22 protein-coding genes and 1 pseudogene are annotated in these 24,009 nt (G+C 61.7%); 8 read left to right on the top strand and 15 right to left on the bottom strand.

Features of this window, described 5'->3' with window-relative positions:
- Positions 1–2: 2 nt before the first annotated feature.
- From PMI35_RS11310 to PMI35_RS11330, 5 genes are all read right to left on the bottom strand, one after another.
- A complete protein-coding gene (locus PMI35_RS11310) occupies positions 3–851 on the bottom strand; it encodes an ABC transporter permease (RefSeq protein ID WP_008061923.1) in 849 nt (282 codons plus the stop codon).
- Complete coding sequence (locus PMI35_RS11315) at positions 848–1,756, bottom strand: ABC transporter permease (protein ID WP_008061922.1); 909 nt, start codon at positions 1,754–1,756, stop codon at positions 848–850. Before PMI35_RS11315 ends, PMI35_RS11310 begins: the two co-directional genes overlap by 4 nt.
- A gap of 193 nt (positions 1,757–1,949) precedes the next feature.
- A complete protein-coding gene (locus tag PMI35_RS11320) occupies positions 1,950–3,053 on the bottom strand; it encodes an extracellular solute-binding protein (RefSeq protein WP_008061921.1) in 1,104 nt (367 codons plus the stop codon).
- A gap of 217 nt (positions 3,054–3,270) precedes the next feature.
- Positions 3,271–4,731: an aldehyde dehydrogenase family protein gene (locus PMI35_RS11325; protein WP_008061920.1), complete on the bottom strand. Its 1,461-nt coding sequence runs from the start codon at positions 4,729–4,731 to the stop codon at positions 3,271–3,273.
- Positions 4,728–6,365, bottom strand: coding sequence for a 5-guanidino-2-oxopentanoate decarboxylase (locus PMI35_RS11330; RefSeq protein WP_008061919.1), 1,638 nt, complete (start codon positions 6,363–6,365; stop codon positions 4,728–4,730). The genes PMI35_RS11325 and PMI35_RS11330 overlap by 4 nt, the downstream gene beginning before the upstream one ends.
- Before the next feature lie 159 nt (positions 6,366–6,524).
- Between PMI35_RS11330 and PMI35_RS11335 the strand changes: the two genes are divergently transcribed.
- Positions 6,525–7,406, top strand: coding sequence for a LysR substrate-binding domain-containing protein (locus PMI35_RS11335; RefSeq protein ID WP_008061918.1), 882 nt, complete (start codon positions 6,525–6,527; stop codon positions 7,404–7,406).
- A gap of 128 nt (positions 7,407–7,534) precedes the next feature.
- Here the strand turns inward: PMI35_RS11335 and PMI35_RS11340 are convergent, their stop codons facing one another.
- Together PMI35_RS11340 and PMI35_RS11345 are read right to left on the bottom strand one after the other, a co-directional pair.
- Positions 7,535–8,149, bottom strand: coding sequence for an NAD(P)-dependent oxidoreductase (locus PMI35_RS11340; protein WP_008061917.1), 615 nt, complete (start codon positions 8,147–8,149; stop codon positions 7,535–7,537).
- 77 nt (positions 8,150–8,226) lie between these two features.
- Positions 8,227–9,105: an MBL fold metallo-hydrolase gene (locus tag PMI35_RS11345; RefSeq protein WP_008061915.1), complete on the bottom strand. Its 879-nt coding sequence runs from the start codon at positions 9,103–9,105 to the stop codon at positions 8,227–8,229.
- Positions 9,106–9,223: 118 nt separating this feature from the next.
- On the opposite strand from PMI35_RS11345, the gene PMI35_RS11350 reads away from it, so the two are divergent.
- Entirely contained in the window at positions 9,224–10,129 is a 906-nt protein-coding gene (locus tag PMI35_RS11350) for a LysR family transcriptional regulator (protein ID WP_202949503.1), read from the top strand.
- Positions 10,130–10,191: 62 nt separating this feature from the next.
- Positions 10,192–10,368, top strand: a complete 177-nt coding sequence (locus PMI35_RS34980; protein WP_008061905.1) for a hypothetical protein — start codon at positions 10,192–10,194, stop codon at positions 10,366–10,368.
- A gap of 8 nt (positions 10,369–10,376) precedes the next feature.
- On the opposite strand, the gene PMI35_RS11355 is transcribed toward PMI35_RS34980, so the two are convergent.
- Positions 10,377–11,273 carry a helix-turn-helix domain-containing protein gene (locus PMI35_RS11355; protein WP_008061904.1) on the bottom strand — a complete coding sequence of 299 codons (897 nt, stop codon included), beginning with the start codon at positions 11,271–11,273 and terminating at the stop codon, positions 10,377–10,379.
- A 139-nt stretch (positions 11,274–11,412) separates the two neighbouring features.
- Positions 11,413–11,553 carry a hypothetical protein gene (locus PMI35_RS34710; protein ID WP_157295727.1) on the bottom strand — a complete coding sequence of 47 codons (141 nt, stop codon included), beginning with the start codon at positions 11,551–11,553 and terminating at the stop codon, positions 11,413–11,415.
- 93 nt (positions 11,554–11,646) lie between these two features.
- Between PMI35_RS34710 and PMI35_RS11360 the strand changes: the two genes are divergently transcribed.
- Positions 11,647–13,164 (top strand): MDR family MFS transporter, encoded by a 1,518-nt coding sequence (locus tag PMI35_RS11360; RefSeq protein ID WP_008061902.1) that lies wholly within the window; start codon positions 11,647–11,649, stop codon positions 13,162–13,164.
- A gap of 126 nt (positions 13,165–13,290) precedes the next feature.
- On the opposite strand, the gene PMI35_RS11365 is transcribed toward PMI35_RS11360, so the two are convergent.
- The 4 genes from PMI35_RS11365 to PMI35_RS11380 all read right to left on the bottom strand — a co-directional run bounded on the left by PMI35_RS11365 (position 13,291) and on the right by PMI35_RS11380 (position 17,186).
- The gene (locus tag PMI35_RS11365) at positions 13,291–14,139 is read right to left on the bottom strand and encodes a cache domain-containing protein (RefSeq protein WP_008061900.1); all 849 of its coding nucleotides are present in this window, start codon (positions 14,137–14,139) and stop codon (positions 13,291–13,293) included.
- Between the two features lie 123 nt (positions 14,140–14,262).
- Positions 14,263–15,135, bottom strand: a complete 873-nt coding sequence (locus PMI35_RS11370; RefSeq protein WP_008061898.1) for a hypothetical protein — start codon at positions 15,133–15,135, stop codon at positions 14,263–14,265.
- Between the two features lie 108 nt (positions 15,136–15,243).
- Positions 15,244–16,236, bottom strand: a complete 993-nt coding sequence (locus tag PMI35_RS11375) for an NAD-dependent epimerase/dehydratase family protein (protein WP_008061890.1) — start codon at positions 16,234–16,236, stop codon at positions 15,244–15,246.
- A gap of 56 nt (positions 16,237–16,292) precedes the next feature.
- Entirely contained in the window at positions 16,293–17,186 is an 894-nt protein-coding gene (locus PMI35_RS11380) for a LysR family transcriptional regulator ArgP (protein WP_008061888.1), read from the bottom strand.
- 95 nt (positions 17,187–17,281) lie between these two features.
- Between PMI35_RS11380 and PMI35_RS11385 the strand changes: the two genes are divergently transcribed.
- The 3 genes from PMI35_RS11385 to PMI35_RS11395 all read left to right on the top strand — a co-directional run bounded on the left by PMI35_RS11385 (position 17,282) and on the right by PMI35_RS11395 (position 19,066).
- A complete protein-coding gene (locus PMI35_RS11385) occupies positions 17,282–17,683 on the top strand; it encodes an ACT domain-containing protein (RefSeq protein ID WP_008061887.1) in 402 nt (133 codons plus the stop codon).
- 6 nt (positions 17,684–17,689) lie between these two features.
- A complete protein-coding gene (locus PMI35_RS11390) occupies positions 17,690–18,292 on the top strand; it encodes a LysE/ArgO family amino acid transporter (protein ID WP_008061886.1) in 603 nt (200 codons plus the stop codon).
- A gap of 177 nt (positions 18,293–18,469) precedes the next feature.
- The gene (locus tag PMI35_RS11395; protein WP_008022038.1) at positions 18,470–19,066 is read left to right on the top strand and encodes a superoxide dismutase; all 597 of its coding nucleotides are present in this window, start codon (positions 18,470–18,472) and stop codon (positions 19,064–19,066) included.
- 120 nt (positions 19,067–19,186) lie between these two features.
- Here the strand turns inward: PMI35_RS11395 and PMI35_RS11400 are convergent, their stop codons facing one another.
- Together PMI35_RS11400 and purL are read right to left on the bottom strand one after the other, a co-directional pair.
- Positions 19,187–19,498 carry a Nif3-like dinuclear metal center hexameric protein gene (locus PMI35_RS11400; protein WP_008061868.1) on the bottom strand — a complete coding sequence of 104 codons (312 nt, stop codon included), beginning with the start codon at positions 19,496–19,498 and terminating at the stop codon, positions 19,187–19,189.
- A gap of 5 nt (positions 19,499–19,503) precedes the next feature.
- Positions 19,504–23,400 (bottom strand): phosphoribosylformylglycinamidine synthase, encoded by a 3,897-nt coding sequence (purL, locus tag PMI35_RS11405; RefSeq protein ID WP_008061866.1) that lies wholly within the window; start codon positions 23,398–23,400, stop codon positions 19,504–19,506.
- A gap of 285 nt (positions 23,401–23,685) precedes the next feature.
- Between purL and PMI35_RS34105 the strand changes: the two are divergent.
- Positions 23,686–24,009, top strand: a pseudogene (locus PMI35_RS34105) (membrane-bound lytic murein transglycosylase MltF); the annotation flags it as partial.

Raw genomic sequence — 24,009 nt, 5'->3', positions numbered from 1 at the left:
AATCAGAACGAAACGCCACCTTCACCAACCAGCTTCTCCAGCGCCCAGATCAGGACGAAGTCGATCAGCACGATCAGCACGGCAAACGAAAATACGGTTGGGTCGAGCGAAGACACGGTGCGGCTGTACATCCAGATCGGCACGGTCATCACATCGATGGTGTAGAGGAAATAGGTCACGGTGAATTCGTTGAACGATACGATGAACGCCAGCAGCATGCCCGCCAGGATCCCCGACTTCATCAACGGCACCACCACGTCGACAATCGCCCGCAGCGGCGAAGCACCGAGCATTTGCGCGGCCTCCTCGACTTCGCTGCCGATCGAGAGCATGGCCGCCGTGCAGTTCTTCACCACGAACGGCAACGCCAGGATCACGTGGGCTATCACCAGCCGCGAGGTGGTCATCTGGAACGGCAGGCTGTCGAACACCAGCAGCAACGCCAGGCCCAGCACCACCATCGGGAACACCAGGGGCAACGACATCAGTTGCAGTGCCACGGCCTTGCCACGGAACTCGCAACGGGTCAGCGCATAGGCCGCCGGCACCGCGATAAGCGTGGCGAAGACCATGGTCAGGCACGCCACCATCAGGCTGGTGGACATGGCCTTGCCCAGGCTCAGCACATCGCTGGCATCCGGCGACACGAAGGTGTGCCAGGCGGCCTTGTACCATTGCAGGCTATAGCTGCTCGGCGGGAAGTCGAGGTTCGACGCGCCGCTGAAGGACATGACGATCATGGTCAGGATCGGCAACACCGCCAGCAGCAGGATGAAGCCCGAGAGGATGCCGGCGAACTTGCCGGTATCACCTGGCAACAACGACTGGCGCTTCTTGATCAGGGTACTCATTGCGAAGCCTCCAGCATGCGCCGACGACGGCCAGTGATGTATTCGGACAGGGTCATGATCGCGAGGGTCGTGACGATCAGCACCACACCGGCCGCGGATGCGGCGGGCCAGTTCATCAGCGGGGCGATCTGGTCGTGCACCATCACCGCCAGCATCGGTACGCGACGACCACCGAGCAGCAGCGGCACCACGAAGCTGCTGGCGTTGTAGGCAAAGACCAGCGTCGCACCGGTGATGATCCCCGGTAGGCTCATCGGCAGCACCACCTGGCGGAACACCTGCAGGCGACTGGCGCCCAGGGTGGCGGCGGCTTCTTCGTAGCTGCGGGCGACGCCGCGCATGGCGCTGGCAATTGGCAACACGGCCAGTGGGAAGGCGGTTTGCACCAGCCCCATCAGTACGCCGTTCTGGTTGTACAGCAGCATGATCGGGCGCTTGATCAGGCCCAGGCCCATCAGTGCCTGGTTGAGCATGCCGCCAGGACCGAGAATCACCAGCCAGCCGTAGCTTTGCAGCAGCAGGTTGACCAGCAACGGCAACAGCACCGCGGCGAGGAAGATCCGCCGCACGAACGGCGAAGTCAGGCGTGACATGGTGTAGGCCACCGGGATCGCCAGTATCACCGCGATCACCGCGCTGATCAGCGCCAGGCGCAGGGTCAGCATCAGCGATTTGAGGTAGTAGGGCTCGAGCAATTGGGCGTAGCTGGCCAGGCTGAACCCGGACCATTCCGCGCCCTTGGTGCCCACGCTCATGCGCAGCACCAGCAGACTGGCGGCAATCAGCACGCCCAGAAACAGCATCGACGGCGTGAGGAAAAACCAGGCACGGGCCGTCGGCGAAACACCCCGATTCGGGCGCGGCTCAGCGACGCTGACCGAATGGGTCAAAGGTTGGTGTTCCATAGCAAAGGGTCTCGTCAATGGAAAGCTGCTGGCGAACACAAATCCTGAAACCGCATTCGGTCCCTGTGGGAGCTGGCTTGCCAGCGATAGCGGTCTGTCAGTCCCATCATTGTTGACAGGACGGCCGTCATCGCGGGCAAGCCCGCTCCCACAGGGTTTTGCGGTGTTCTAAAAACTTGTGTTCGTCACACGATCAGGAAGAAAAGATTTCCGTGTAACGACGAATCCATTGGTCATGCACGGTGGCCAGGAAGGCGTTGTCGTGCATGATCGCCTTCTCGGCAATCTGCTCAGGCGTGAGGATGAACGGGCTCTTGCGCGCTTCGGCGGAGATAATCGCCTTGGCGTTGACCGGGCCGTTGTAGATATCTTCAGCCATCTTGCCCTGCACCAGCGGGTCCAGGGAGTGGTTGATGAAGGCGTAGGTCAGGTCGGTATCGCCGGGGCGATTCTTCGGCATCACCGAGAGCATCAGGTCGGTGTAGAAACCTTCCTTCATGCCGAAGGTGGCACCCAGGCCGTAGTTCGGATCGCGAATCTGTTTCGGGAAAAACGCCGGGGCGTACAGGCCGCCCATGTCCAGGGAGCCGGTGCGGAACAGCTCGGCAATCTGGTTAGGGTTCTCGCCCAGGGTCACCACACGATCCTTGAGCTCGGCGAGTTTCTTGAAGCCAGGCTCAATGTTGTGCTCATCACCACCGGCCAGTTTGGCGGCGATGATGATCAGGTCCATGGCCTCGGTCCAGTTCGGCGGCGGCAGGAAGATGTTCGGCGACAGGTCGGCGTCCCACAGGGCGGCGTAGCTGTTCGGCGCTTCCTTGATGGTGCGCGTGCTGTAGACCAGGCTGTTGCACCAGAGCAGGTAACCGATGCCGTGGCCATTGGCGCCGGTGCGGTATTTTTCCGGTACGTCGACCAGGTTGGGAATGCGGTTGAGGTCGGGTTTTTCCAGCAGGTTGGCGGCGGCCAGGCCTTCGGCGCCGACGCCGGCCAGGGTGATGATGTCGTATTGCGGACGATCACCGCCGGCCTTGAGTTTGGCGACCATTTCCGAAGTACTGCCGGTGCGGTCGGCGATGACCTTGCAGCCGTACTTGTCTTCGAAGGTCGCGGCGATGTTGCGCAGTGCAGCCAGGCCGGTGTCGTCGGACCAGGTCAGCAGGCGCAGGGTCTTGCCTTGAAAGCGCGTGTCGCTGGCATTGGCCTTGACGAACGGCAGGCTCATGGCCGCCGCGGCAACCGAGGCTACGCCCACGGTCTTGATGAATTGACGTCTGTTCAGATCATGCTCGCCCATTACGGACTCCCTTTGTTTTTGTAGGTATAAGGCAGGTCGAAACTGTTGCATCCGCGCGGCTGGACCCGCGTTACCCCTCGTATTTTCGGGGGCTTTACTGAGCCAGCGGGTTCATCCTGAGGTCGTGTAAAACACCTGACTATCGATAAAAATTCATTGAAGCCATGACGCCAACGCATGCCTCACCAGGAGGCATGCGCGGACCTTTTTCGGGCCTTCAGACGGCGCGAATCACGTGCTTGATTTCCTGGAAAGCCTGCAAGCCCCACGGCCCCAATTCGCGGCCGATGCTGCTCTGCTTGTAGCCACCCCAAGCGGTCTGCGGGAAGATCACTTGCGGCGCATTGATCCATACAAGCCCCGCCTGCAAAGCGTTGGCGACGCGGTCCGCCGTTTCGGCGTTACGCGTAACGACGCTGGCGACCAGGCCGAACTGGCTGTCGTTGGCCAAGGCAATCGCTTCGGCTTCGGTGGCAAAACGGCGTACGCAAATCACCGGGCCGAAAATCTCTTCGCACCACAGCGCACTGTCGAGGGGCACGTCGGTGAAGACGGTCGGCTGCAAAAAATATCCGCGCGGCAGGTCTGCCGGGCGATTGCCGCCGCAAACCAGTTTGGCGCCAGCGCTCAAGCCGCGATCGATGTGGCCGAGCACGCGTTGGTATTGCGCCTGATTGACCAGCGCGCCCATCTCCACGTTCGGGTCGAACGGGTCGGCCACGCGAATGGCTTCGGCGCGGGCCTTCACCCGGCTGAGGAATTCATCGGCCAGCTCATCGGCGACCAGCACGCGGCTGGTGGCGGAGCACATCTGGCCGGCGTTGAAGAAACCGCCACCGCAGGCCACTTCCACCGCCAGGTCGAGGTCGGCATCGGCCAGCACCAGCAAGGAGGATTTGCCGCCCAGTTCCAGGCTCACGCCCTTGACGGTTTCCGCAGCCCGTTGCATGACCTGCACGCCCACCGCGTTGCTGCCGGTGAACGACACCTTGGCGATACGCGGGTCCGCCGACAGCGGTGCACCAACGGCCAGGCCGGTGCCGCACACCAGGTTGAACACACCGGCCGGCAAGCCGGCCTGGGCAATGATCGTCGCCAGTTCCAGTTCCGGCAGCGGCGTCACTTCCGAGGGCTTGAGCACCACGCAGCAACCGGCGGCCAGGGCCGGGGCGAGCTTCCACGCGGTGGTGACCATCGGGAAGTTCCACGGCACGATCAGGCCGACCACACCGCAAGGCTCACGACGCAGGCGCGCACTGAAATCGTCGGTCGGCAGTTCAACCGGGCTGTCCTGTTTCGCGTCCAGGCCTTCGGCCAGACTGGCGTAGTACTCGAACGTGGCGATCACGTCATCGACGTCGATGGCCGCTTCGAACAATGGTTTGCCGTTGTTGCTCGACTGCAAGTGCATCAGGCGCTCGCGACCGGCCTGCACGCCCTGGGCAATCTTGCGCAGGATCGCACCGCGCTCGGCGCCGCTGGTTTGCGACCAGGCGCCGAAAGCCTTGGTTGCCGCGCCCACGGCCAGGTCGACGGCGCGTTCGTCACCGCCGTTGACCGTGGTCAACAGCGCTTCGGTGGCCGGGTTGATCACGCGCAGATGTTCGTCGCCCGCCGACCATTTACCCTCGATGAAAAGGCCGTCCAGAGTCGTCGGAAAAATCGCAGAAAAGCTCATTTCGACACCGCCTTCGTCCACTCGGTCTGATCGATTTCAATCAGGGTCGGACCCTGGCGATCGGTGGCCACACGCAATGCCGTACGCAGTTGTTCAACACCGTTGACCGCCTCGGCAGCGCAACCCAAAGCCTTGGCCACACCGATGAAGTCCGGGGTGTAGATGTCCACGCCCACCGGCTCGATGGCACGGTTGACCATGTACTTCTTGATCTCTTCGTAACCCTGGTTATTCCACAGCAGCACGATCACCGGGGTGCGCGCTTCAACGGCGCTGGCCAGTTCCGGCAGGGTGAACTGCAGGCCACCGTCGCCGATCAGGCACACCACTGGCGGGCGGGCGCCGCCTTCGACGGTGCCGCCCAACCAGGCGCCGATCGCCGCCGGCAAGGCGTAGCCGAGGGTGCCGTAGCCTGTGGAGGAGTTGAACCAGCGACGCGGGCGTTCCGGGTTGAAGGTCAGGTTGCCGGTATACACCGGTTGGGTCGAATCGCCGACGAATACCGCGTTCGGCAGTTCGTGCAGAACGGTTTCCAGGAAACGGGTCTGGGCCAGGGTCGGCGCATCCCAGGTAGCGGCCAGTTCTTCGCGCAAACGGGCGGCGCGCACCTGGCCCCAATCGTTACGGCGCTCGGCCAGCGGCTTGTGCGACAGCGCGCTGAGCAAGGCCTGGGCGGCATTGCGCGAGTCGGCTACCAGGGCTACGTGTGGCGGGTAGTTGCGTACGGTCTGGTCCGGATCGATGTCGACGCGCAGCAGCTTGCCAGGAATCTCGAAACCACCGGCGAAGGTGACGTCGTAGTCGGTCTCGGCCAGCTCGGTACCGATGGCCAGCACCACGTCGGCCTCGGCGACCAATGCGCGCGTGGCGACCAGGCTCTGGGTCGAACCGATCAGCAGCGGATGAGCGGAGTGCAGTATGCCCTTGGCATTGATGGTCAGCGCGACGGGCGCGTCCAGCAGTTCGGCCAACTCGGTCAGCTCGGCGGCGGCATCGATGGCGCCACCACCGGCGAGGATCAACGGACGCTTGGCCCCGGCCAGCAGCTCGGTCATGCGGCTCACGGCGGACGGTGCGGCACCGGCGCGGTCGATGTTTACCGGGACACTGGCGAGCAGGTCGTCGGCTTCTTCAACCAGTACGTCCAATGGAATTTCGATGTGCACCGGACGCGGACGACCGGCCTGGAACAGCGCGAAGGCGCGGGCCAAAACGCCCGGCAATTCAGACGCCGACATCAGGGTATGGGAGAACGCCGCCACGCCACCGACCAGTGCACTCTGGTTCGGCAGTTCGTGGAGCTTGCCGCGACCGCCGCCCAGCTGGTTCCGGGTCTGTACGCTGGAGATCACCAGCATCGGGATCGAATCGGCATACGCCTGGCCCATCGCGGTGGTGATGTTGGTCATGCCAGGGCCGGTGATGATGAAGCACACACCCGGCTTGCCGCTGGTGCGGGCATAGCCGTCAGCCATGAAGCCGGCGCCCTGCTCGTGACGCGGGGTGACGTGGTTGATGCTCGAACGGGCCAGCCCGCGATACAGCTCCACGGTGTGAACCCCGGGAATGCCGAATACCTGCTCGACTCCGTAACCTTCGAGTAACTTGACCAATACTTCGCCGCACGTCGCCATGTCATTGCCCTTCTTGTTCGTTTGAGACGCCGGGCCTGCGCAGTGTTTATGATGGATTCGCAGGTCCAGGGATGGCCTCATTGGAACGGGCGACACATAGCCGCAACAATGGATAAAAAGTCATACTAGCCATGTCCTCACGTCATACCTTGGATCCCAATGAAACGACTGCCTCCCCTGCCGGCGCTCCACACATTCCTGATTACCGCGCAGTGCTGCAATTTCACCCGTGCTGCCGAACAGCTGTTTATCACCCAGGGCGCGGTGAGTCGGCAGATCGCCGGGCTGGAAGATTTCCTGGGTTATGAATTGTTCATCCGTCAGGCCCGAGGCCTGGACCTGACAGCCGAAGGGCGGGAATGGCTGCCACGGGTCCAGCAGATTTTCGGCCTGATCGACGAGGCGGTGGAGCAGATCGGCGAGAAGCGCGAAACCTTGCAACTCAAGGCGCCGACCTGCGTGATGCGCTGGTTGCTGCCACGCCTGTTGCAATGGCAAAGGGAGCGCCCGGACGTGCCGGTGGAGCTGACCACCACGGTCAAGCACGGCGTGGATTTTCATCGCGAGCAGTTCGATGCGGCAGTGATGTATGGCGCACCGCCGGACGGCTTGCTGGTGTCGCAAAAACTCTTCGATGAACAACTGACGCCGGTGTGTTCCAAGCCGTTGCTCGAAGGTTCGGTGCCGCTCCAGTCGCCAGAAGATCTGGAGCAGCACATGCTCCTGCACCCGACCCGGGATGAACGAGACTGGAAGGCCTGGCTGGCCACTGCGGATATTCGCCTGAGCAATGTGAGCAAGGGCCAGCATTTCGAAACGCTGGACCTGGCCATGTCGATGGCGTCCCAGGGTACGGGCGTGGCGATCGGTGACTGGTCGTTGATCGGCGATGACTTGAGTGCCGGGAGGCTGGTCATGCCCTTTGAATTGAAGGTAAAAACCGGATTGGCGTATTACCTGGTTTTCCCGGAGAAGCCCGCGCCTTCGGCGAAGTTGCGCGAGTTGATGGGGTGGTTGGTGGAGCAGGCGCAGGCGCGCTGACTCCGCTGGCTTGATGCTTAACCCTGTGGGAGCGAGCCTGCTCGCGAAAGCGGCCTGACAGTCGACATCGCCATTGAATGTAAGTCCGTCTTCGCGAGCAGGCTCGCTCCCACAAGTGATCTATGTACTCAATACCCGACGGTAAATCGCTGCCGCGAGTGCTTTGGCGCCTCCACCTCATCGAGCATCGCAATCGCATAATCGGCGAACGTGATCCAGCTACGCCCCTCGCTGCTCACCAACAAATCATCCTTGCCGACCCGGAAAGTCCCGGTACGCTCACCTTCGACAAACTCCGCGGACGGCGACAAGAAGGTCCAGTCCAGATCCTTTTCCTGACGCAGGTTTTCCAGGAACTCGGCACCCGCGCCCGCCTCTGCCTTGTACTCCGCCGGGAAGCCTGCGCTATCGATCACCCGGGTACCGTCCGGCAACAACAGGGAACCGGCACCGCCCACCACCAGCAGGCGTTTGACCCCGGCCTGCTTCACCGGCCCGATGACGGCACTGGCAGACAGCGTCGCGAAATGCGCCGCGCTGATCACCACGTCATGCCCGGCGATTGCCGCCTGCAACGCGGCGGCATCCAGTGCATCGACAGCCTTGCTCTCCACACCCTCACGCACGCCGATCCGTGAGGTGTCACGGGCAATGGCGGTAACGCTGTGACCGCGACGCAGGGCTTCTTCCAGCAGTTGGCTACCGGCACGACCGGTGGCACCGATGATTGCGATTTTGCTCATAGCGTTCTCCAGTTGTATTGGGTCAGTCATGATCGTTCCCACGCTCTGCGTGGGAACGATCAATCAGGAACTGCGGGTTACCACTTCATCTCGCCCTTGGCGACCTTGGCGCTCAGCTCCAACGAGCTTTCCTCACCCAGTGCCGGGAAGCGTTTTTTCATGGCCGCGATCAGTGCCGCCGAATCCTTGGCCTTGGCGGTTTCTTCGTCGAAGGCCTTGATGTAATCGGCGGTGAACTGCACGGCGGCCAGGGAACGGGCGCTCTCGCCCAAGTAATGACCCGGCACGACGGTGTTCGGCTTCAGGGTTTCGATCGAATGCAGCGTAGCCAACCAATCGGCATGGGACTGCGGGGTCTGGGTGTCGGCCATCCACACGTGGATGTTTTCTGCCACGACCACGCCACCGACCACAGCCTTGATCGATGGAATCCACACGAAGCTGCGATCCGGTTGTTTGCCCTGCAAACCGACCACCTGCAACTTCTGCCCTTCGAGCATCAGGCTGTCGCCCTTGAGCACATCCGGCACGATGGTTTTGGCGGGTGCGTCAGCCCCAAGCTTCGGTCCCCAGAACGCCAGCTTGCCGTCGACGGTGTGCTTGATGTGATCGACGGTCGGCTGTGAAGCGAGCACTTTGGCCTTGGGGAATGCCGCCGTCAGGGTATCGAGGCCGAAGTAGTAATCCGGGTCGCCATGGCTGATGTAGATGGTGGTCAGTTGCTTGCCGCTGGCGCGGATTTTTTCCACCACTTGCGCGGCCTGGGACTTACCGAATTGGGCGTCCACCAGGATCGCCTCTTTTTCGCCGCTGACCAGTACCGAAGTCACCGGGAATATCGCTTTATCGCCGGGGTTGTAGACATCCAGCGTCAATGTCGACGCGGCGGCGTGGGCGGCGAAACCGAGGGCGGTGGTCGCAAGCAAAATGCGTTTGAGTGTGGTGAAACCGATCATCAGTTGCTCCGTTGTTCGCGGGCCAGGCTTGGCCGATATGGGAACAGAGCTTAGTTGCCTGCTTCAGTACAAAAAATGCGATGATCGAACATAGTTTGTTTCTGAAATCGGGCAAATCATGGATCGTCTACACGCTATGCGGGTGTTCGTCACAGTGGTCGATCTCGGCAGCCAGTCGGCCGCCGCCGATCACCTGGAGCTGTCACGGCCGGTGGTTTCGCGCTATCTGGCGGAGCTGGAAAACTGGGTCGGCGCACGCCTGATGCACCGCACCACGCGCAAATTGAGCCTGACCACCACCGGCAGCGAAATGCTGCCCCGCTGTCGGCAGATGCTCGACCTGTCCACGGACATGCAAGCGGCCGTCAGCGTGCCGGACGATGCACCCCGCGGCCTGCTGCGAATCAGCGTCAGCACCTCGTTCGGCCAGGCGCAACTGGCCGATGCCATGGCGGCATTCGTCAAGCGCTACCCGGCCGTTAGCGTCGACATGCAGATGCTTGATCGCACGGTGAACCTGGTGGATGAGCGCATCGACCTGGCCATTCGCACCAGCAATGACCTGGACCCGAACCTGATCGCCCGGCGACTGACCGTCTGCCGTTCAGTGATCTGCGCCTCCCCCGCTTACCTGCGCGAGCACCCGATGCTCCAACGAATCGAGGACCTGAGCCAGCACAATTGCCTGACTCACTCCTACTTCGGCAAAAGCCTGTGGCATTTTGAGCAGGATGGCGAACAGGTTGCGGTGCCCGTGCAAGGCAACATCAGCGCCAACGAAGCCAGCACACTGCTGCGCGCCACCCTGGCCGGCGCCGGCGTAGCAATGTTGCCGACTTATCAGGCGGGTGTGCATATCCACAGCGGTGAGCTGGTGCGCCTGCTGCCCCAGGCCGAGCCACGGCAGATGAACGTGTACGCGGTGTACGCCTCACGCAAACACATGCCATCGGCGCTGCGTTGCCTGCTGGATTTTCTGGTGGTGAGGTTTCCCGAAGAACCGGCGTGGGATCTTGGCCTTTGAAGATCTGATCTTGTTCTATGCTCAAGGTAGTACCGAAGGGTATTCGTTCAGAGGTCTACGCCATGAACATCAAAACAAGAAGGTACCTCGCCATCTTCATCACCTGCGCGGTCACGCTCGGGCTGTATGGCGCTGCCGCCTGGCGCGTCGAGCAGCTGCGCAACCTGCCCCGGGAATCAGCCAGCTGCAATTTCGAGCGCTGCATTCCGCACAACGCGACCCTTAACGCCCTGCGGTAACGAACGGGTCAGGCCTCGTTGTCCTGATCGGCCTTCAAGCGGTCGCGGAACGCCTTTGGCGAGATGCCCACGCGGCGCCGAAACAGGCGCGTGAAGTTGGTCGGATCAGAGAACCCCAACACATCGGACATTTCATAGATGGTCATGCTGGTATAGGTCAGCAGGCGCTTGGCTTCCAGCAACTGCCGTTCGTGCATGATCTGCAACGCCGGTTGCCCCGCCAGCTCACGGCAGGTGCCATTGAGATGGGAGACCGAAATCCCCAGCCGATGGGCCAGGTCTTCAACCTTGACGTGCTGGCGATAGGTTTCTTCCACCAACTGGATGTAGCCATTGAGGTATTCCCGCGCCCGCTGCGGTCGTTGACCGACTGAGCGGCGCTGGATCACCTGGCGGCTGACCCACACCATGATCACGCTGACCAGCGAATGCATGAGCATTTCCCGCGCCGGTTGATGGCCGGTGTATTCGTTCTGCAACGCGCTGAACAGACTATTGAGGTACTCGGCGTCCAGGCCCGCCGGGTAGCTCTCGGCCTGGGCCAGGGCATTCACCGAATGCCCCAGTTGCGCCTGAAGATGAGCGATCAGCGGTGCCGCGAGCGTGACCACGAACCCCTCGACATCTTCGCTGAACCGGAAGCCATGCACTGACAGCGGCGGCAGGATCTGGATCGCCGGCTCGGTCAGTTGCGTACGTTTGCCTTCGATTTCAAGCTCTGCCTGACCTTTGAAAACGAAGAGCAACTGACATAAATCGGCGTGGCGGTGGGGTTTGATTTCCCATTGATGTTCGCGACTGCGGTTGGAAATGGTTTCACAGTGCAGCAAGTCCGGGGTCGGCCAATCCAGGCTTTCACCGTAGAGCTTGAACACCGGAATCGAAGGCAGGTCAGGCTTGTTCATCACTTCAATCCAGGTTTCGGAATGGACGACGGGCGATAATCGCACCGATTGGCAGAATGTACAGCTATCCGCTCAGTTTTCACCCTCAATTGACCGACCCGCAAGGGAAAAATGCAAGCATTCGATCCATAAAAGTCATTCACCGCCCCCGGCCGCGTGCGATCTGCACGCGCTGACGGATGGCAAAACGGTGATGATTTAAGGTCGGATGGAAGTCACCCGCGACCTGATGGCCGCTCGTCAGGTCGAAGGTTTGCAAACGATTTGCCAGACCTTCCATATGAGGCTATCGAATAGCTTCCTACCGACTTAAACTGGCAAACATCCGCTCGCCTTGCCTCTGGCGGGTCCACCACTGCCGCAGGTTTACCCCGTGACCAATCTCCACCAGCCTGAATTGCCCAAACCGGCCATCCGCAGCGTGCTGATCGCGCTGATGCTGGCGATTTTCCTCGGTGCCCTGGACCAGACCATTGTTGCCGTGTCGATGCCGGCCATTTCCGCGCAGTTCAAGGACGTCAGCCTGCTGGCCTGGGTGATTTCCGGCTACATGGTGGCAATGACGGTGGCGGTGCCGATCTACGGCAAATTGGGCGACTTGTATGGCCGGCGCAAATTGATGCTGTTCGGCATGGGCCTGTTCACCCTGGCGTCGCTGTTCTGCGGCATGGCCCAGAGCATGGAGCAGCTGGTGCTGGCGCGAATTCTCCAGGGGATCGGTGCCGGTGGCATGATCTCGGTCAGTCAGGCGATCATCGGCGACATCGTGCCGCCCCGCGAGCGCGGCCGTTACCAGGGCTACTTCAGCAGCATGTATGCGGTGGCCAGCGTCGCCGGCCCGGTGCTGGGCGGGTACATGACCGAATACCTGTCCTGGCGCTGGGTCTTCCTGATCAACCTGCCGCTGGGCCTGGGGGCGTGGCTGGTGGCCCATCGCACGCTGGTGGGCTTGCCGGTTCCGCAACGCAAGCCGGTGATCGATTACCTCGGTACCCTGTTGATGATCATCGGGCTGACGGCCTTGTTGCTGGGCATCACCCAGTTCGGTCAGGGCCATTCCTGGCGCAGTGCCGAGGTACTGGGGTTGCTGGCTTGTGCGGCAGCAGTGCTGGGCCTGTTCGTGCTGCATGAACGACGCACGTCGGAGCCCTTGCTACCGATGCACCTGTTCGCCAACCGCAATGCAATCCTGTGCTGGTGCACGATTTTCTTCACCAGCTTCCAGGCCATTTCGTTGATCGTGCTGATGCCCCTGCGCTTCCAGAGTGTCACCGGTGCCGGTGCGGACAGCGCCGCCCTGCACCTGCTGCCCCTGGCCATGGGCTTGCCGATCGGTGCGTATTTCGCCGGGCGCCGTACCTCGGTGACCGGGCGCTACAAGCCGATGATTCTGGGTGGCGCGCTGCTCATGCCGCTGTCGATTCTCGGCATGGCGTTCAGCCCGCCCCAGGCCTTTTTGCTCAGCAGCCTGTTCATGTTGCTCTGCGGGATCGCCTCGGGCATGCAGTTTCCGACCTCCCTGGTCGGCACGCAGAACTCGGTGCAACAGCGCGACATCGGCGTTGCCACCAGCACCACCAACCTGTTCCGCTCGTTGGGCGGTGCGGTGGGCGTGGCGTTGATGTCGGCGCTGTTGCTGGCGTTGTTGCAGGATTCGAGCTTCGCCCATCTGGCCGGCTCTTCGCTGATGGCCGAAGGTCACTCGGGTAACGTCTTGCTGGACGGCCTGAACGCCGCGCCGGGGGACGCGCAGGATGCCTTGCGCGCGGAACTGTTGCTGACGTTCAGGCATTTGCTGATGGTGAGTGCGGCGGTGTCGCTGCTGGGGCTGGCAGCGGCGATTGCCATGCCGAATATGCTGTTGCGCGGACGGGAAGACAAGGTTCTGTAGGAGCGAGCGGGCGGCGATCCGACTTGCCCGCGAAGAACGATAACGCGGTCTTACAGACACACCGCGGCGTCTGGTTCGCGGGCAAGCCTAGCTCCTACAGACAGACCATCACGGTCCCTACCGCCATCAAGGGCTGTAATACCCCACAGCCACCAGGAAATGCCCGACCTTTTTCAGGTAGGCATGCTTGTTCTCGACCTTCCCGGTCACCGGGTTTTTCCAGCGGTATTCATACTCGCCGTACACCTGTTGCGCGATCAGCGCCAGCATCGGCTCCCCTACCGGCTTGCCATCCGGATCATTGACCTTGCTGAAATCGGTGTTGATCAAGCGCAGGTTGGTGCCATGGGCGACGTAGCGCCGGGTATCGAGGTCGACGACGAATACATACAGGTCATCCTGCAGGTAGCCGCCCTTGAGAGAGTTGATCGCTTTCAGGGTGCCCTTCTCGTCCTTGGCCAGGTCGGTCGCCGCCTTGTTCAGCAAGGCCATGGCCTGTTCCGCCGAAGCCCGTGGCAGGTAGTAGCCGACCGCGAGGATGCGCTGACCGACACGCTGATAGTAGACATGCTTGCGCTCGACCTTGCCATCGGACCAGTTTTGCCAACGGTACTCCGCCTGCTGGATGCCATTACCCTCGGGCACTTTCAGCGCATCCTTGAAGGCCTTCTGCAGATCAGGCCCGAGCACATCCGACACATCCCGGCCAATCAGCGCCGCCGAGGGCCCGCCGCTGGCGAGCATCACGCCCTTGGTATCGACCACGAAGACATAGCGGTCCTGGTCGACAAACTCGCCCTGGCGGCTGAAGGCGGCGAAGGCCTTGTCGCCATTGTCGTGGTAGTAGGCGAGGGCTTTTTCCAGCAAGGCGATGGCGGCCTGGCTGTCAGCCTTTTCGGTTCCGGCAGCCTGAACCTGGCCCAGGCACATCAGCAACATGCCGCACAGCCAGGCCAACTTGTGCACAACTCCCATGGCGCATCCCTCGTTCCTTTAGATGTTTGAAGGAGCGTAGACGGCAATGACGCATACAGGGACATTCAGCGAATCGAGCTGCACCAGGGGATCATTCCCGGCGAACCGGGAATGAGGCAGGGCCTATTGGCGAGTGCGCAGCTGCTGTTGCAGGTTCTGGATCTGCGCTTGCAGGCTGTTGATGGTCCGGGTGACCTGGCTGCGGAAGGCATCGAACTCAGCGGTGCTTGCGCCTTGAGGGGCGCCGGGACGGTTGTCCTGCTGGCTCTTGAGGACCACGATGTCCTGTTCCAGGCGGTCGATGGCGGCGTTCGGATTGCCCTGTTTCTTCAGCGCCGTGATGTCAGCGCCCAGGCTTTTAAGCTGCGCGTCGAATTTTTCGGTGTCCGCCGGGGTATTTTTCAGTGTGGTCAGTTCAGTGCCCAAGGCTTTGACCTGCTCCTGTACCTGCGCATTGGCCTTCTGCTGCTCGGTGTCCTGGGCGGCTATCTGGGCCAGGCGCTTGTCCAGCTCACTGGTTTGCGCGGTCATCTGCGCCAGACGCTTGTCCAGGTCCGAGGCCTGGCCGGCAACGCCCTGCTGTTGCTTGCCCTGGTCCTGCAACTGGCTTTGCAGCTGGCGGATTTGCAGCTTCAGCGCTTCGCTGTCGGTGCTGACGTTGGTCTGGCTGGCGACCACCTTGCCGGAAATATCCTGCAGGCGCCCCGCCGCTTCTTCACTGATTCGCGCAAAGCTTTCCTGGGTTGCCACCAGCTGTTGCTCCATCAGCGAAATCTGCTGAAAGCTCCACCAGGCAAGGCCCGCGAAGGCAAAGAACAAGGCGCCGACCAGTGCCCACAACGGGCCGGTGCTCGCTGCCTTGACCTTGACCACGGGCGGCGTGCGCGAATGCACGGTGGTGCGAGTGCTCTTCGGGAAATCATCGTCATCGAGGATGTCTGCACGCAGGCTCGGTACATCGTCGAAGTCATCGTTGGCATCGTTACGCATGGACATTGAGTCAACCTTTGTGAAACGCGGTGATGGCTTGATGCGGCGCAGTATAACCCCCCATGGCCGCAATCATTGACTCTGAACCCGAACCGCGGTTCAGTGAAGCCGGTTTCAGCGAATGTCCTGCGCCTTCCACCAGGCGCAGAACTCATCGAGCGCCGTCCAGACACTGACCTTGGGGTCGTAGTCCAGATAATGCCGGGCGCGACTGATATCCAGGGTGAAATTTTTCTTCATGACCTGCATACCCAGTCGCGACAGGGTGGGCTCGGGACGTCCCGGCCACACCTTGCAAAACCCCTCATTGAGCGCCGCGACGGTATAGCCCAGGCCATAGGAACGGTAGCGCGTCACTTGCGGGACTTCCATTTTGCGCATGACGTAATTGACCACGTCCCACAGCGGGATCGGCGCTCCGTTGCTGATGTTGTACACCTTGCCCAAGGCTGAACCGCTGGCCAGCAAACTGCTGAGCAACGCTTCATTGAGGTTGTGCACACTGGTGAAGTCGACCTTGTTCAAACCGTTGCCGATGATCGCCAGGCGCCCCTTGCGCTGCATGTTGAGCAAGCGCGGGAAGATGCTCATGTCACCCGCCCCGGTCACGAAACGCGGGCGCAGCGCCAGGGTTTCGAGGCCAAATTCCTGGGCGCCGAAGACTTTTTGCTCGGCCAGGTACTTGGTCGCGGCGTACGGGTGCTTGAAGCGTTTGGGCACCTGTTCTTCGGTCAGCCCCAAGTGATCGCGGCCATCGAAATAGATCGATGGCGACGACAGATGCACCAGGCGTCGCACCCGCTGTTTCAGGCAGGCTTCAACCACATTCTCGGTTACCTGGACGTTGCCTTGGTGAAAGTCCTGATAACGCCCCCACAGGCCAACGGCACCGGCGCAATGCACCACGGCCTCGACCCCGGAACACAGGTCGCGTGCCAGCAGCGGGTCGATCAAGTCGCCCTGGATGAACTCGGCGCCACGGCGCACCAGATGCTCGACACTTTCGGCCCGGCGACCGTTGACCCGTACGTCCAGGCCCTGCTCCAGGGCGAAACGCGCAAAGCGCCCGCCAATGAAGCCGCTTGCGCCGGTGACCAGAATCTTCATGTAGTGCTCCGAATATTTCGTTTTTTGCGTATTGCGTGAGGTCTTGACGCTGCCTGTCAGTCCAACGGCACCAACCATTGCCTGGACGCCTGCACCAATTGCTCGGTCAGCAACCCCAGCAACTGACCGCCATTGCGCCAATGATGCCAGTACAGCGGCACGTCGATCGGTTTATCTGGCAAAAGCTCCCGCAAAATGCCGCGTTCCAGCTGTTCGCGCACCTGCAGTTCCGGCACCAGGCCCCAGCCAAGTCCGGCTTCGGTGAGGCGGATAAAGCCTTCGGACGATGGGCACAGGTGGTGCTCGAAACCGCCATCGACGCCAAGGGACGCCAGGTAGCGATGCTGCAGGAAGTCGTCCGGGCCGAACACCAGCGCCGGGGTCCGGGCCAACTGATCGGCGCGCACGCCTTGAGGAAAGTGCCGGGCGATGAAGGCCGGGCTGGCCAGCGCACGGTAGCGCATCGCCCCGAGCAATACGCTGCGCGCACCGGCTACCGGGCGCTCGCTGGCACACAGGCACGCCGCGACTTCGCCCGCGCGCATGCGCTTGAGGCCGACGGTCTGGTCCTCGACCACCAGATCCATCAACAGGTGGTGTTGCGCGCAAAATTCCCCCACGGCCTGGGCCCACCAGGTCGCCAGGCTGTCGGCATTCAGGGCGATCCGCAGGCGCTCCGGCAGGCCCTCTTCGTCCAGCGCCGGTACCAGCGTCTGCAAATCCCGTTCAAGCAGGCGCACCTGCTGCACGTGGTTGAGCAGACGCCGGCCGAGCTCGGTCGGAGACGGCCGCGTACCGCGCACCAACACCGGTTGGCCAACCCGCGCCTCGAGCAATTTGATGCGCTGGGAAATGGCCGATTGTGACAAACCCAAGACCTGGGCTGCCCGTTCGAAACCGGCCTGCTCGACCACCGCGGCCAGGGCAGAAAGCAATTTATAGTCGAACATCAGTTTTCCTAATGAGCGATCAGCAATATTGGTTTTTCTTATACAGGTTCCTACCGGAGAATGGCCAGCACGAACTCTTGCACAAGGATCCCCCCATGGCTGGCGAAACTTCATTGGCAACGCTGCTGCGCAGCATGAGCCCGCAACTCAATGCCGGCGAATACGTGTTCTGCACCCTGGCCGACGGCCAATTGCCCGCGGGCCTGGAAATCGTCGGCAGCTTTCGCGAGCAGGAAGGCCTGACCGTGATTGTCGAACGCTCCCGCGCCGAGCAGGCGGGCTTGAGCTTCGACTATGTCGCCGCGTGGATCACCCTGAATGTGCATTCGGCCCTCGAAGCCGTCGGCCTGACCGCCGCGTTCGCCACGGCCCTGGGCCAGGCCGGCATCAGCTGCAATGTGATCGCCGGTTACTACCACGACCATTTGTTTGTCGGCCAAGCCGACGCCGAACGCGCAATGCAAGTGCTGCGCGACCTGGCTGCCAACGCGGAGTAAAGAATAATGTGGCAAAGCTATATTAACGGCCTGCTGGTGGCGTTCGGACTGATCATGGCGATCGGCACGCAGAATGCGTTTGTGCTGGCGCAAAGCCTGCGCCGTGAACATCACCTGCCGGTGGCGGCGCTCTGCGTGGCCTGCGATGCCTTGCTGGTGGCCGCCGGCGTATTTGGCCTGGCGACAGTGCTGGCACAGAACCCGACCCTGTTGGCCATCGCCCGTTGGGGCGGCGCGGCGTTTCTGGTGTGGTATGGCAGCCAGGCGTTGCGTCGGGCCTGCTCCAGACAGAGCCTGCAACAGGGTGAAAGCCAGACCGTTCGTTCGCTGCGCGCGGTGATGCTCAGTGCGCTGGCGGTGACGCTGCTTAATCCGCATGTCTATCTGGACACTGTTTTGCTGATCGGCTCCCTCGGCGCCCAACAGACAGAGCCCGGCGCTTATGTGGTGGGCGCAGCGAGTGCATCATTGTTGTGGTTTTTCACCCTGGCGCTCGGCGCGGCATGGTTGGCGCCGTGGCTGGCCCGGCCGAGCACCTGGCGGATTCTTGACCTGTTGGTGGCGGTGATGATGTTCGCCGTAGCATTACAGCTGATCAGCGCTGGCTGATTTATTCCAAAAGGCTCTGGAACCTCTATTCCACACAGATGTTGCGTGGTTATGCCGCACCCCCGGTGCTATGATCCGATCCGATGCGCCGCAAAGAGTACAAACTCCCCGGCGCTTGTCTGGCCGCCCGTGATCGGCCTTGCGCTCACCGCAACTGACCTGATTAGGAGAATCATAATGGCTTTCGAATTGCCGCCGCTGCCGTACGCACACGATGCCCTGCAGCCGCACATTTCCAAGGAAACCCTGGAATTTCACCACGACAAGCACCACAACACCTATGTCGTGAACCTGAACAACCTGGTGCCTGGCACCGAGTTCGAAGGCAAGACCCTGGAAGAAATCGTCAAGACTTCCTCGGGCGGCATCTTCAACAACGCCGCTCAAGTGTGGAACCACACTTTCTACTGGAACTGCCTGGCGCCAAACGCTGGCGGTCAACCAACCGGCGCGCTGGCTGAAGCCATCAACGCAGCCTTTGGTTCGTTCGACAAGTTCAAGGAAGAGTTCAGCAAGACTTCCATCGGCACTTTCGGTTCCGGTTGGGGCTGGCTGGTGAAAAAGGCTGACGGTTCCCTGGCCCTGGCCAGCACCATCGGCGCCGGCAACCCGCTGACCAACGGCGACACCCCGCTGCTGACCTGCGACGTCTGGGAACACGCTTACTACATCGACTACCGCAACCTGCGTCCGAAGTACGTTGAAGCGTTCTGGAACCTGGTTAACTGGAAATTCGTGGCTGAGCAGTTCGAAGGCAAAACCTTCACCGCTTAAGCTCGACGCTCCTGAAAAAAACCCGGCTTTCATGCCGGGTTTTTTTTCGGTTCGAGAAATGAAGACCATAAAAAAACCCGCTGACGAATCAGCGGGTTTTTCAGGGCGGCAATCAAAGGATCAGAAATCCTCCAGTCGCCACACCTCATAAGCCGGTGTCTCATAGGGGTGACTCTGTTTCAGAGCCGCCACCACCGAGCGGATCAACTCATCGGCCACCACCAGCTCAACCTTCCATTCTTCGACCTGCTCGACCTGCCCGGCCTCGCCAATGAACGGCTGACTGCCGTCCAGTGGGCGAAACTGACCAAGTCCCAGCACTTGCCATGAACAGTGGTCGTAAGCGCCGATCCGTCCGCCACCAGCAGCGAAAACGGCACTCTTGACCCCATCGACATGACTGTCGGGAACAAAAAAGCTGAGCTTGTACACGGCTCTTAGTTCACCCAAACGCGAGCGTTACGGAACATACGCATCCAAGGTGCGTCTTCGTTCCAGTCTTCCGAGCGCCACGAGTTCTGCACAGCGCGGAACACACGCTCCGGGTGCGGCATCATGATGGTCACGCGACCGTCGCGGCTGGTCAAACCGGTGATCCCGCGCGGCGAGCCGTTCGGGTTGGCCGGGTAGCTTTCGGTGACCTTGCCGTGGTTGTCGACAAAACGCATCGCCACACAACCGGACAGATCGGCTTCCAGCAGTGCCTCTTCGCTGGCGAACTCGGCATGGCCTTCACCGTGGGCGATGGCGATCGGCATGCGCGAACCGGCCATGCCTTGCAGGAAGATCGAGTTCGACTCCTGGATCTGCACCATGGCCACACGGGCCTCGAACTGCTCGGAACGGTTACGCACGAAGTGCGGCCAGAACTCGCTGCCCGGGATCAGCTCGTGCAGGTTGGACATCATCTGGCAACCGTTGCACACGCCGAGGGTGAAGCTGTCGTTACGTTCGAAGAAACCCTGGAACGCATCGCGGGCCCGGCTGTTGAACAGCGCCGACTTGGCCCAGCCTTCACCGGCACCCAGCACGTCACCGTAGGAGAAGCCGCCGCAAGCGACCAGGCCCTTGAACTCGTTCAGGTCGACGCGACCGGCCAGGATGTCGCTCATGTGTACGTCGATCGCGTTGAAGCCGGCGCGGTCGAACGCGGCCGCCATTTCCACCTGACCGTTGACGCCCTGCTCACGCAGCACGGCAACCTGTGGGCGGATGCCTTTCTTGATGTAAGGCGCGGCGATGTCCTGGTTGACGTCGTAGCTGAGTTTGACGCTCAGGCCCGGGTTGTCTTCTTCCAGCAGCACGTCGAATTCCTGATCGGCGCAGTCGGCGTTGTCACGCAGACGCTGGATCTGGTAGCTGGTCTCGGCCCACTGGCGCTGCAGCAGACGACGCTGGCCTTCGAACACGGTGTCACCGTTGAAGGTGATGTCGATCTGGCCGTTGTTGATCGGCTGACCGATCACCGACACGCACTCGCCCAGGCCGGCAGCGCTGAACTGCGCGAGTATGTCCGGGGTAGCATCCTGACGAACCTGGATCACCGCGCCCAGTTCTTCGTTGAACAGGATCGCGGCGATGTCAGCGGACGTTTCCGCCAGACCGTCGAGGTTCAGGCTCAGGCCGCAATGACCGGCGAAGGCCATTTCCACCACGCTGGTCAACAGACCACCGTCGGAACGGTCGTGGTAGGCCAGCAGGTGGCCGTCGGCGTTGAGGCCCTGGATCACCGCGAAGAAAGCTTTCAGGTCTTCGGCGTCGTCGACGTCCGGAGCCTGCTTGCCGAGCTTGCCGTGAACCTGTGCCAGGATCGAGGCGCCCATGCGGTTCTGGCCACGGCCCAAGTCGATCAGGATCAGGTCGGTGGTGCCCTTGTCCATACGCAGTTGCGGGGTCAGGGTCTGACGGATGTCAGTCACTGGCGCGAAACCGGTCACGATCAGGGACATTGGCGAGGTTACGGCCTTGTCCACGCCTTCATCGTTCCAGCGCGTGGCCATGGACATCGAGTCCTTGCCCACCGGAATGGTAATGCCCAGCTCAGGGCACAGTTCCATGCCGACCGCTTTCACGGTGTCGTACAGACGCGCGTCTTCACCCGGGTGACCGGCGGCGGACATCCAGTTCGCCGACAGCTTGATGTCGGAGATCTTGCCGATGCGCGAAGCGGCGATGTTGGTCAGGGTTTCACCGATGGCCATGCGGCCCGACGCCGGAGCGTCCAGCAGCGCCAGCGGAGTACGCTCGCCCATGGCCATGGCTTCACCGGTGTAGACGTCGAAGCTGGTGGCGGTGACGGCAACGTCGGCCACCGGAACTTGCCACGGACCGACCATCTGGTCACGGGCCACGAGGCCGGTGATGGTGCGGTCGCCGATGGTGATCAGGAAGCTCTTGCTGGCCACGGCCGGGTGATGCAGGACGCGCTCGACGCAGTTGGCGATGTCCAGGGTCGACGGATCGAAATCGTCGCCCAGCTCGTTTTCACGTACTACCGAACGGTGCATGCGCGGGGCTTTGCCCAGCAGCACTTCGAGCGGCATGTCCACCGGGCTGTTGCCGAAGTGGCTGTCGGTGACGGTCAGCTGCGGCTCGGCGGTGGCTTCGCCGACGACGGCAAACGGGCAACGCTCGCGTTCGCAGATCGCCTTGAAGCGTTCGAAGTCGGCCGGGCCGACTGCCAGCACGTAGCGTTCCTGGGATTCGTTACTCCAGATTTCGTGCGGGGCCATGCCCGGCTCGTCGTTTGGAATGTTGCGCAGTTCGAAACGGCCACCGCGGTCGCCGTCGTTGACCAGTTCCGGGAAGGCGTTGGACAGGCCACCGGCACCCACGTCGTGGATGAAGCTGATCGGGTTCTTGTCGCCCAGCTGCCAGCAACGGTCGATGACTTCCTGGCAGCGACGCTCCATTTCAGGGTTTTCCCGCTGAACGGAGGCGAAATCCAGGTCTGCCGAGCTGGTGCCGGTGGCCATGGAGGAAGCGGCGCCGCCGCCCAGGCCGATCAGCATCGCCGGGCCGCCGAGCACGATCAGCTTGGAGCCGACCAGGATCTCGCCTTTCTTGACGTGTTCTTCACGGATGTTGCCCATGCCGCCAGCCAGCATGATCGGCTTGTGGTAACCGCGAACTTCGTCACCGTGCGGGGTGGTGATCGATTGCTCGAAGGTACGGAAGTAGCCGGTCAGGGCCGGACGACCGAATTCGTTGTTGAACGCAGCACCGCCCAGCGGGCCTTCGATCATGATGTCCAGCGCGGTAACGATGCGCTCGGGCTTGCCGTACGGCACTTCCCACGGCTGTTCGAAGCCCGGGATCTGCAGGTTGGACACGGTGAAACCGGTCAGGCCGGCTTTTGGCTTGGCACCACGACCGGTCGCGCCTTCGTCGCGGATCTCGCCACCGGAACCGGTGGATGCGCCCGGGAACGGGGCAATCGCGGTCGGGTGGTTGTGGGTCTCAACCTTCATCAGGATGTGCACCGGCTCCTGCACCGCGCCGTACTGGCGGGTCTCAGGGTCCGGGAAGAAACGCCCGGCCACGGAGCCGACGATCACCGAAGCGTTGTCCTTGTAGGCAGACAGAACGCCTTCGCTGTGCATCACGTAGGTGTTCTTGATCATGCCGAACAGGCTTTTTTCCTGGCTCTCGCCGTCGATGTCCCAGCTGGCGTTGAAGATCTTGTGGCGGCAGTGCTCGGAGTTCGCCTGGGCGAACATCATCAGTTCGATGTCGTGCGGGTTGCGCTTCAAGCCAACGAAGGCGTTGACCAGGTAGTCGATCTCGTCTTCGGCCAGGGCCAGGCCCAGCTCGGTATTGGCTTTTTCCAGCGCGGCGCGGCCGCCACCCAACACGTCGATCGCGGTCAGGGGTTTTGGCTCGGCGTGGCTGAACAGGCCGGCGGCCTGTTCGAGGTTGCCCAGGACGATCTGGGTCATGCGGTCGTGCAGTGCATCGGCGATCAGCTGGGCGTCAGCGTCGCTGAACTGGCCGGCAACATAGAATGCAATGCCGCGCTCCAGGCGCTGGATCTTGGTCAGGCCGCAGTTGCGAGCGATGTCGCTCGCCTTGCTCGACCAGGGCGAGATGGTGCCGAAACGCGGCAGCACCAGGAACAGACGACCGGTAGGCTCCTGGACAGGAACGCTTGGACCGTACTTCAGAAGGCGCGCAAGCACCTGCTGTTCGTCGCCGGTCAGGACGCCGGTAACTTCGGCGAAGTGAGCGAATTCAGCATACAGGCCACTGACAGCCGGGACCTTCTGGCTCAGTTGCTCAAGGAGCTTGCTGTGGCGAAAGGCAGAAAGGGCAGGAGCGCCGCGCAGGATCAACATCTTCGGGACAGCCTCGGGAAGGGGTGTGCTTTGAGGCCGTGCATTCTAGCCTAAACAGCCCGCGACAGCACCCGAAACGCTACGCACGGTTGCACTCGAGTGCCGATCTGTGTTTCTGATTCGAAAGTCAGGTTAACCAGGCGTGTAACCACAGCTTATTTTTACTGTATCAAAATGCACAAAAGGCCCATTCCTACGGTGTTTCGGCCCTTTTTTTGATTACTAGCAGACTACCCCATCACTGTCGAGATATGGCGCTCGTGGTCCTTTGCGTATACTGCGCAAATGTTTTCCCCAACGGCTTTGCGTCCGCGGTACGCCAAATGGCTGATCGCAACCGGACTCTTCCTGATGCTCAGTGGCTGTGTTGATAAACCCAACACACTGGAGCGCGTAAAGGAGGATGGTGTGCTGCGGGTGGTTACCCGTAACAGCCCCGCCACCTACTTTCAGGATCGCAACGGTGAAACCGGCTTCGAGTACGAGCTGGTGAAGCGCTTCGCCGACGATCTGGGGGTCGAACTCAAGATCGAGACGGCCGACAACCTCGACGACCTGTTCAACCAGGTGGGCAAGCCCAATGGCCCGGTACTGGCGGCCGCCGGCCTG

Origin of the sequence: Pseudomonas sp. GM78 (assembly GCF_000282475.1) — a bacterium.
Lineage (GTDB): Bacteria > Pseudomonadota > Gammaproteobacteria > Pseudomonadales > Pseudomonadaceae > Aquipseudomonas.
The sequence above is the reverse complement of the archived record's forward strand: the minus strand, read 5'-3'. Positions and strand labels throughout refer to the sequence as shown.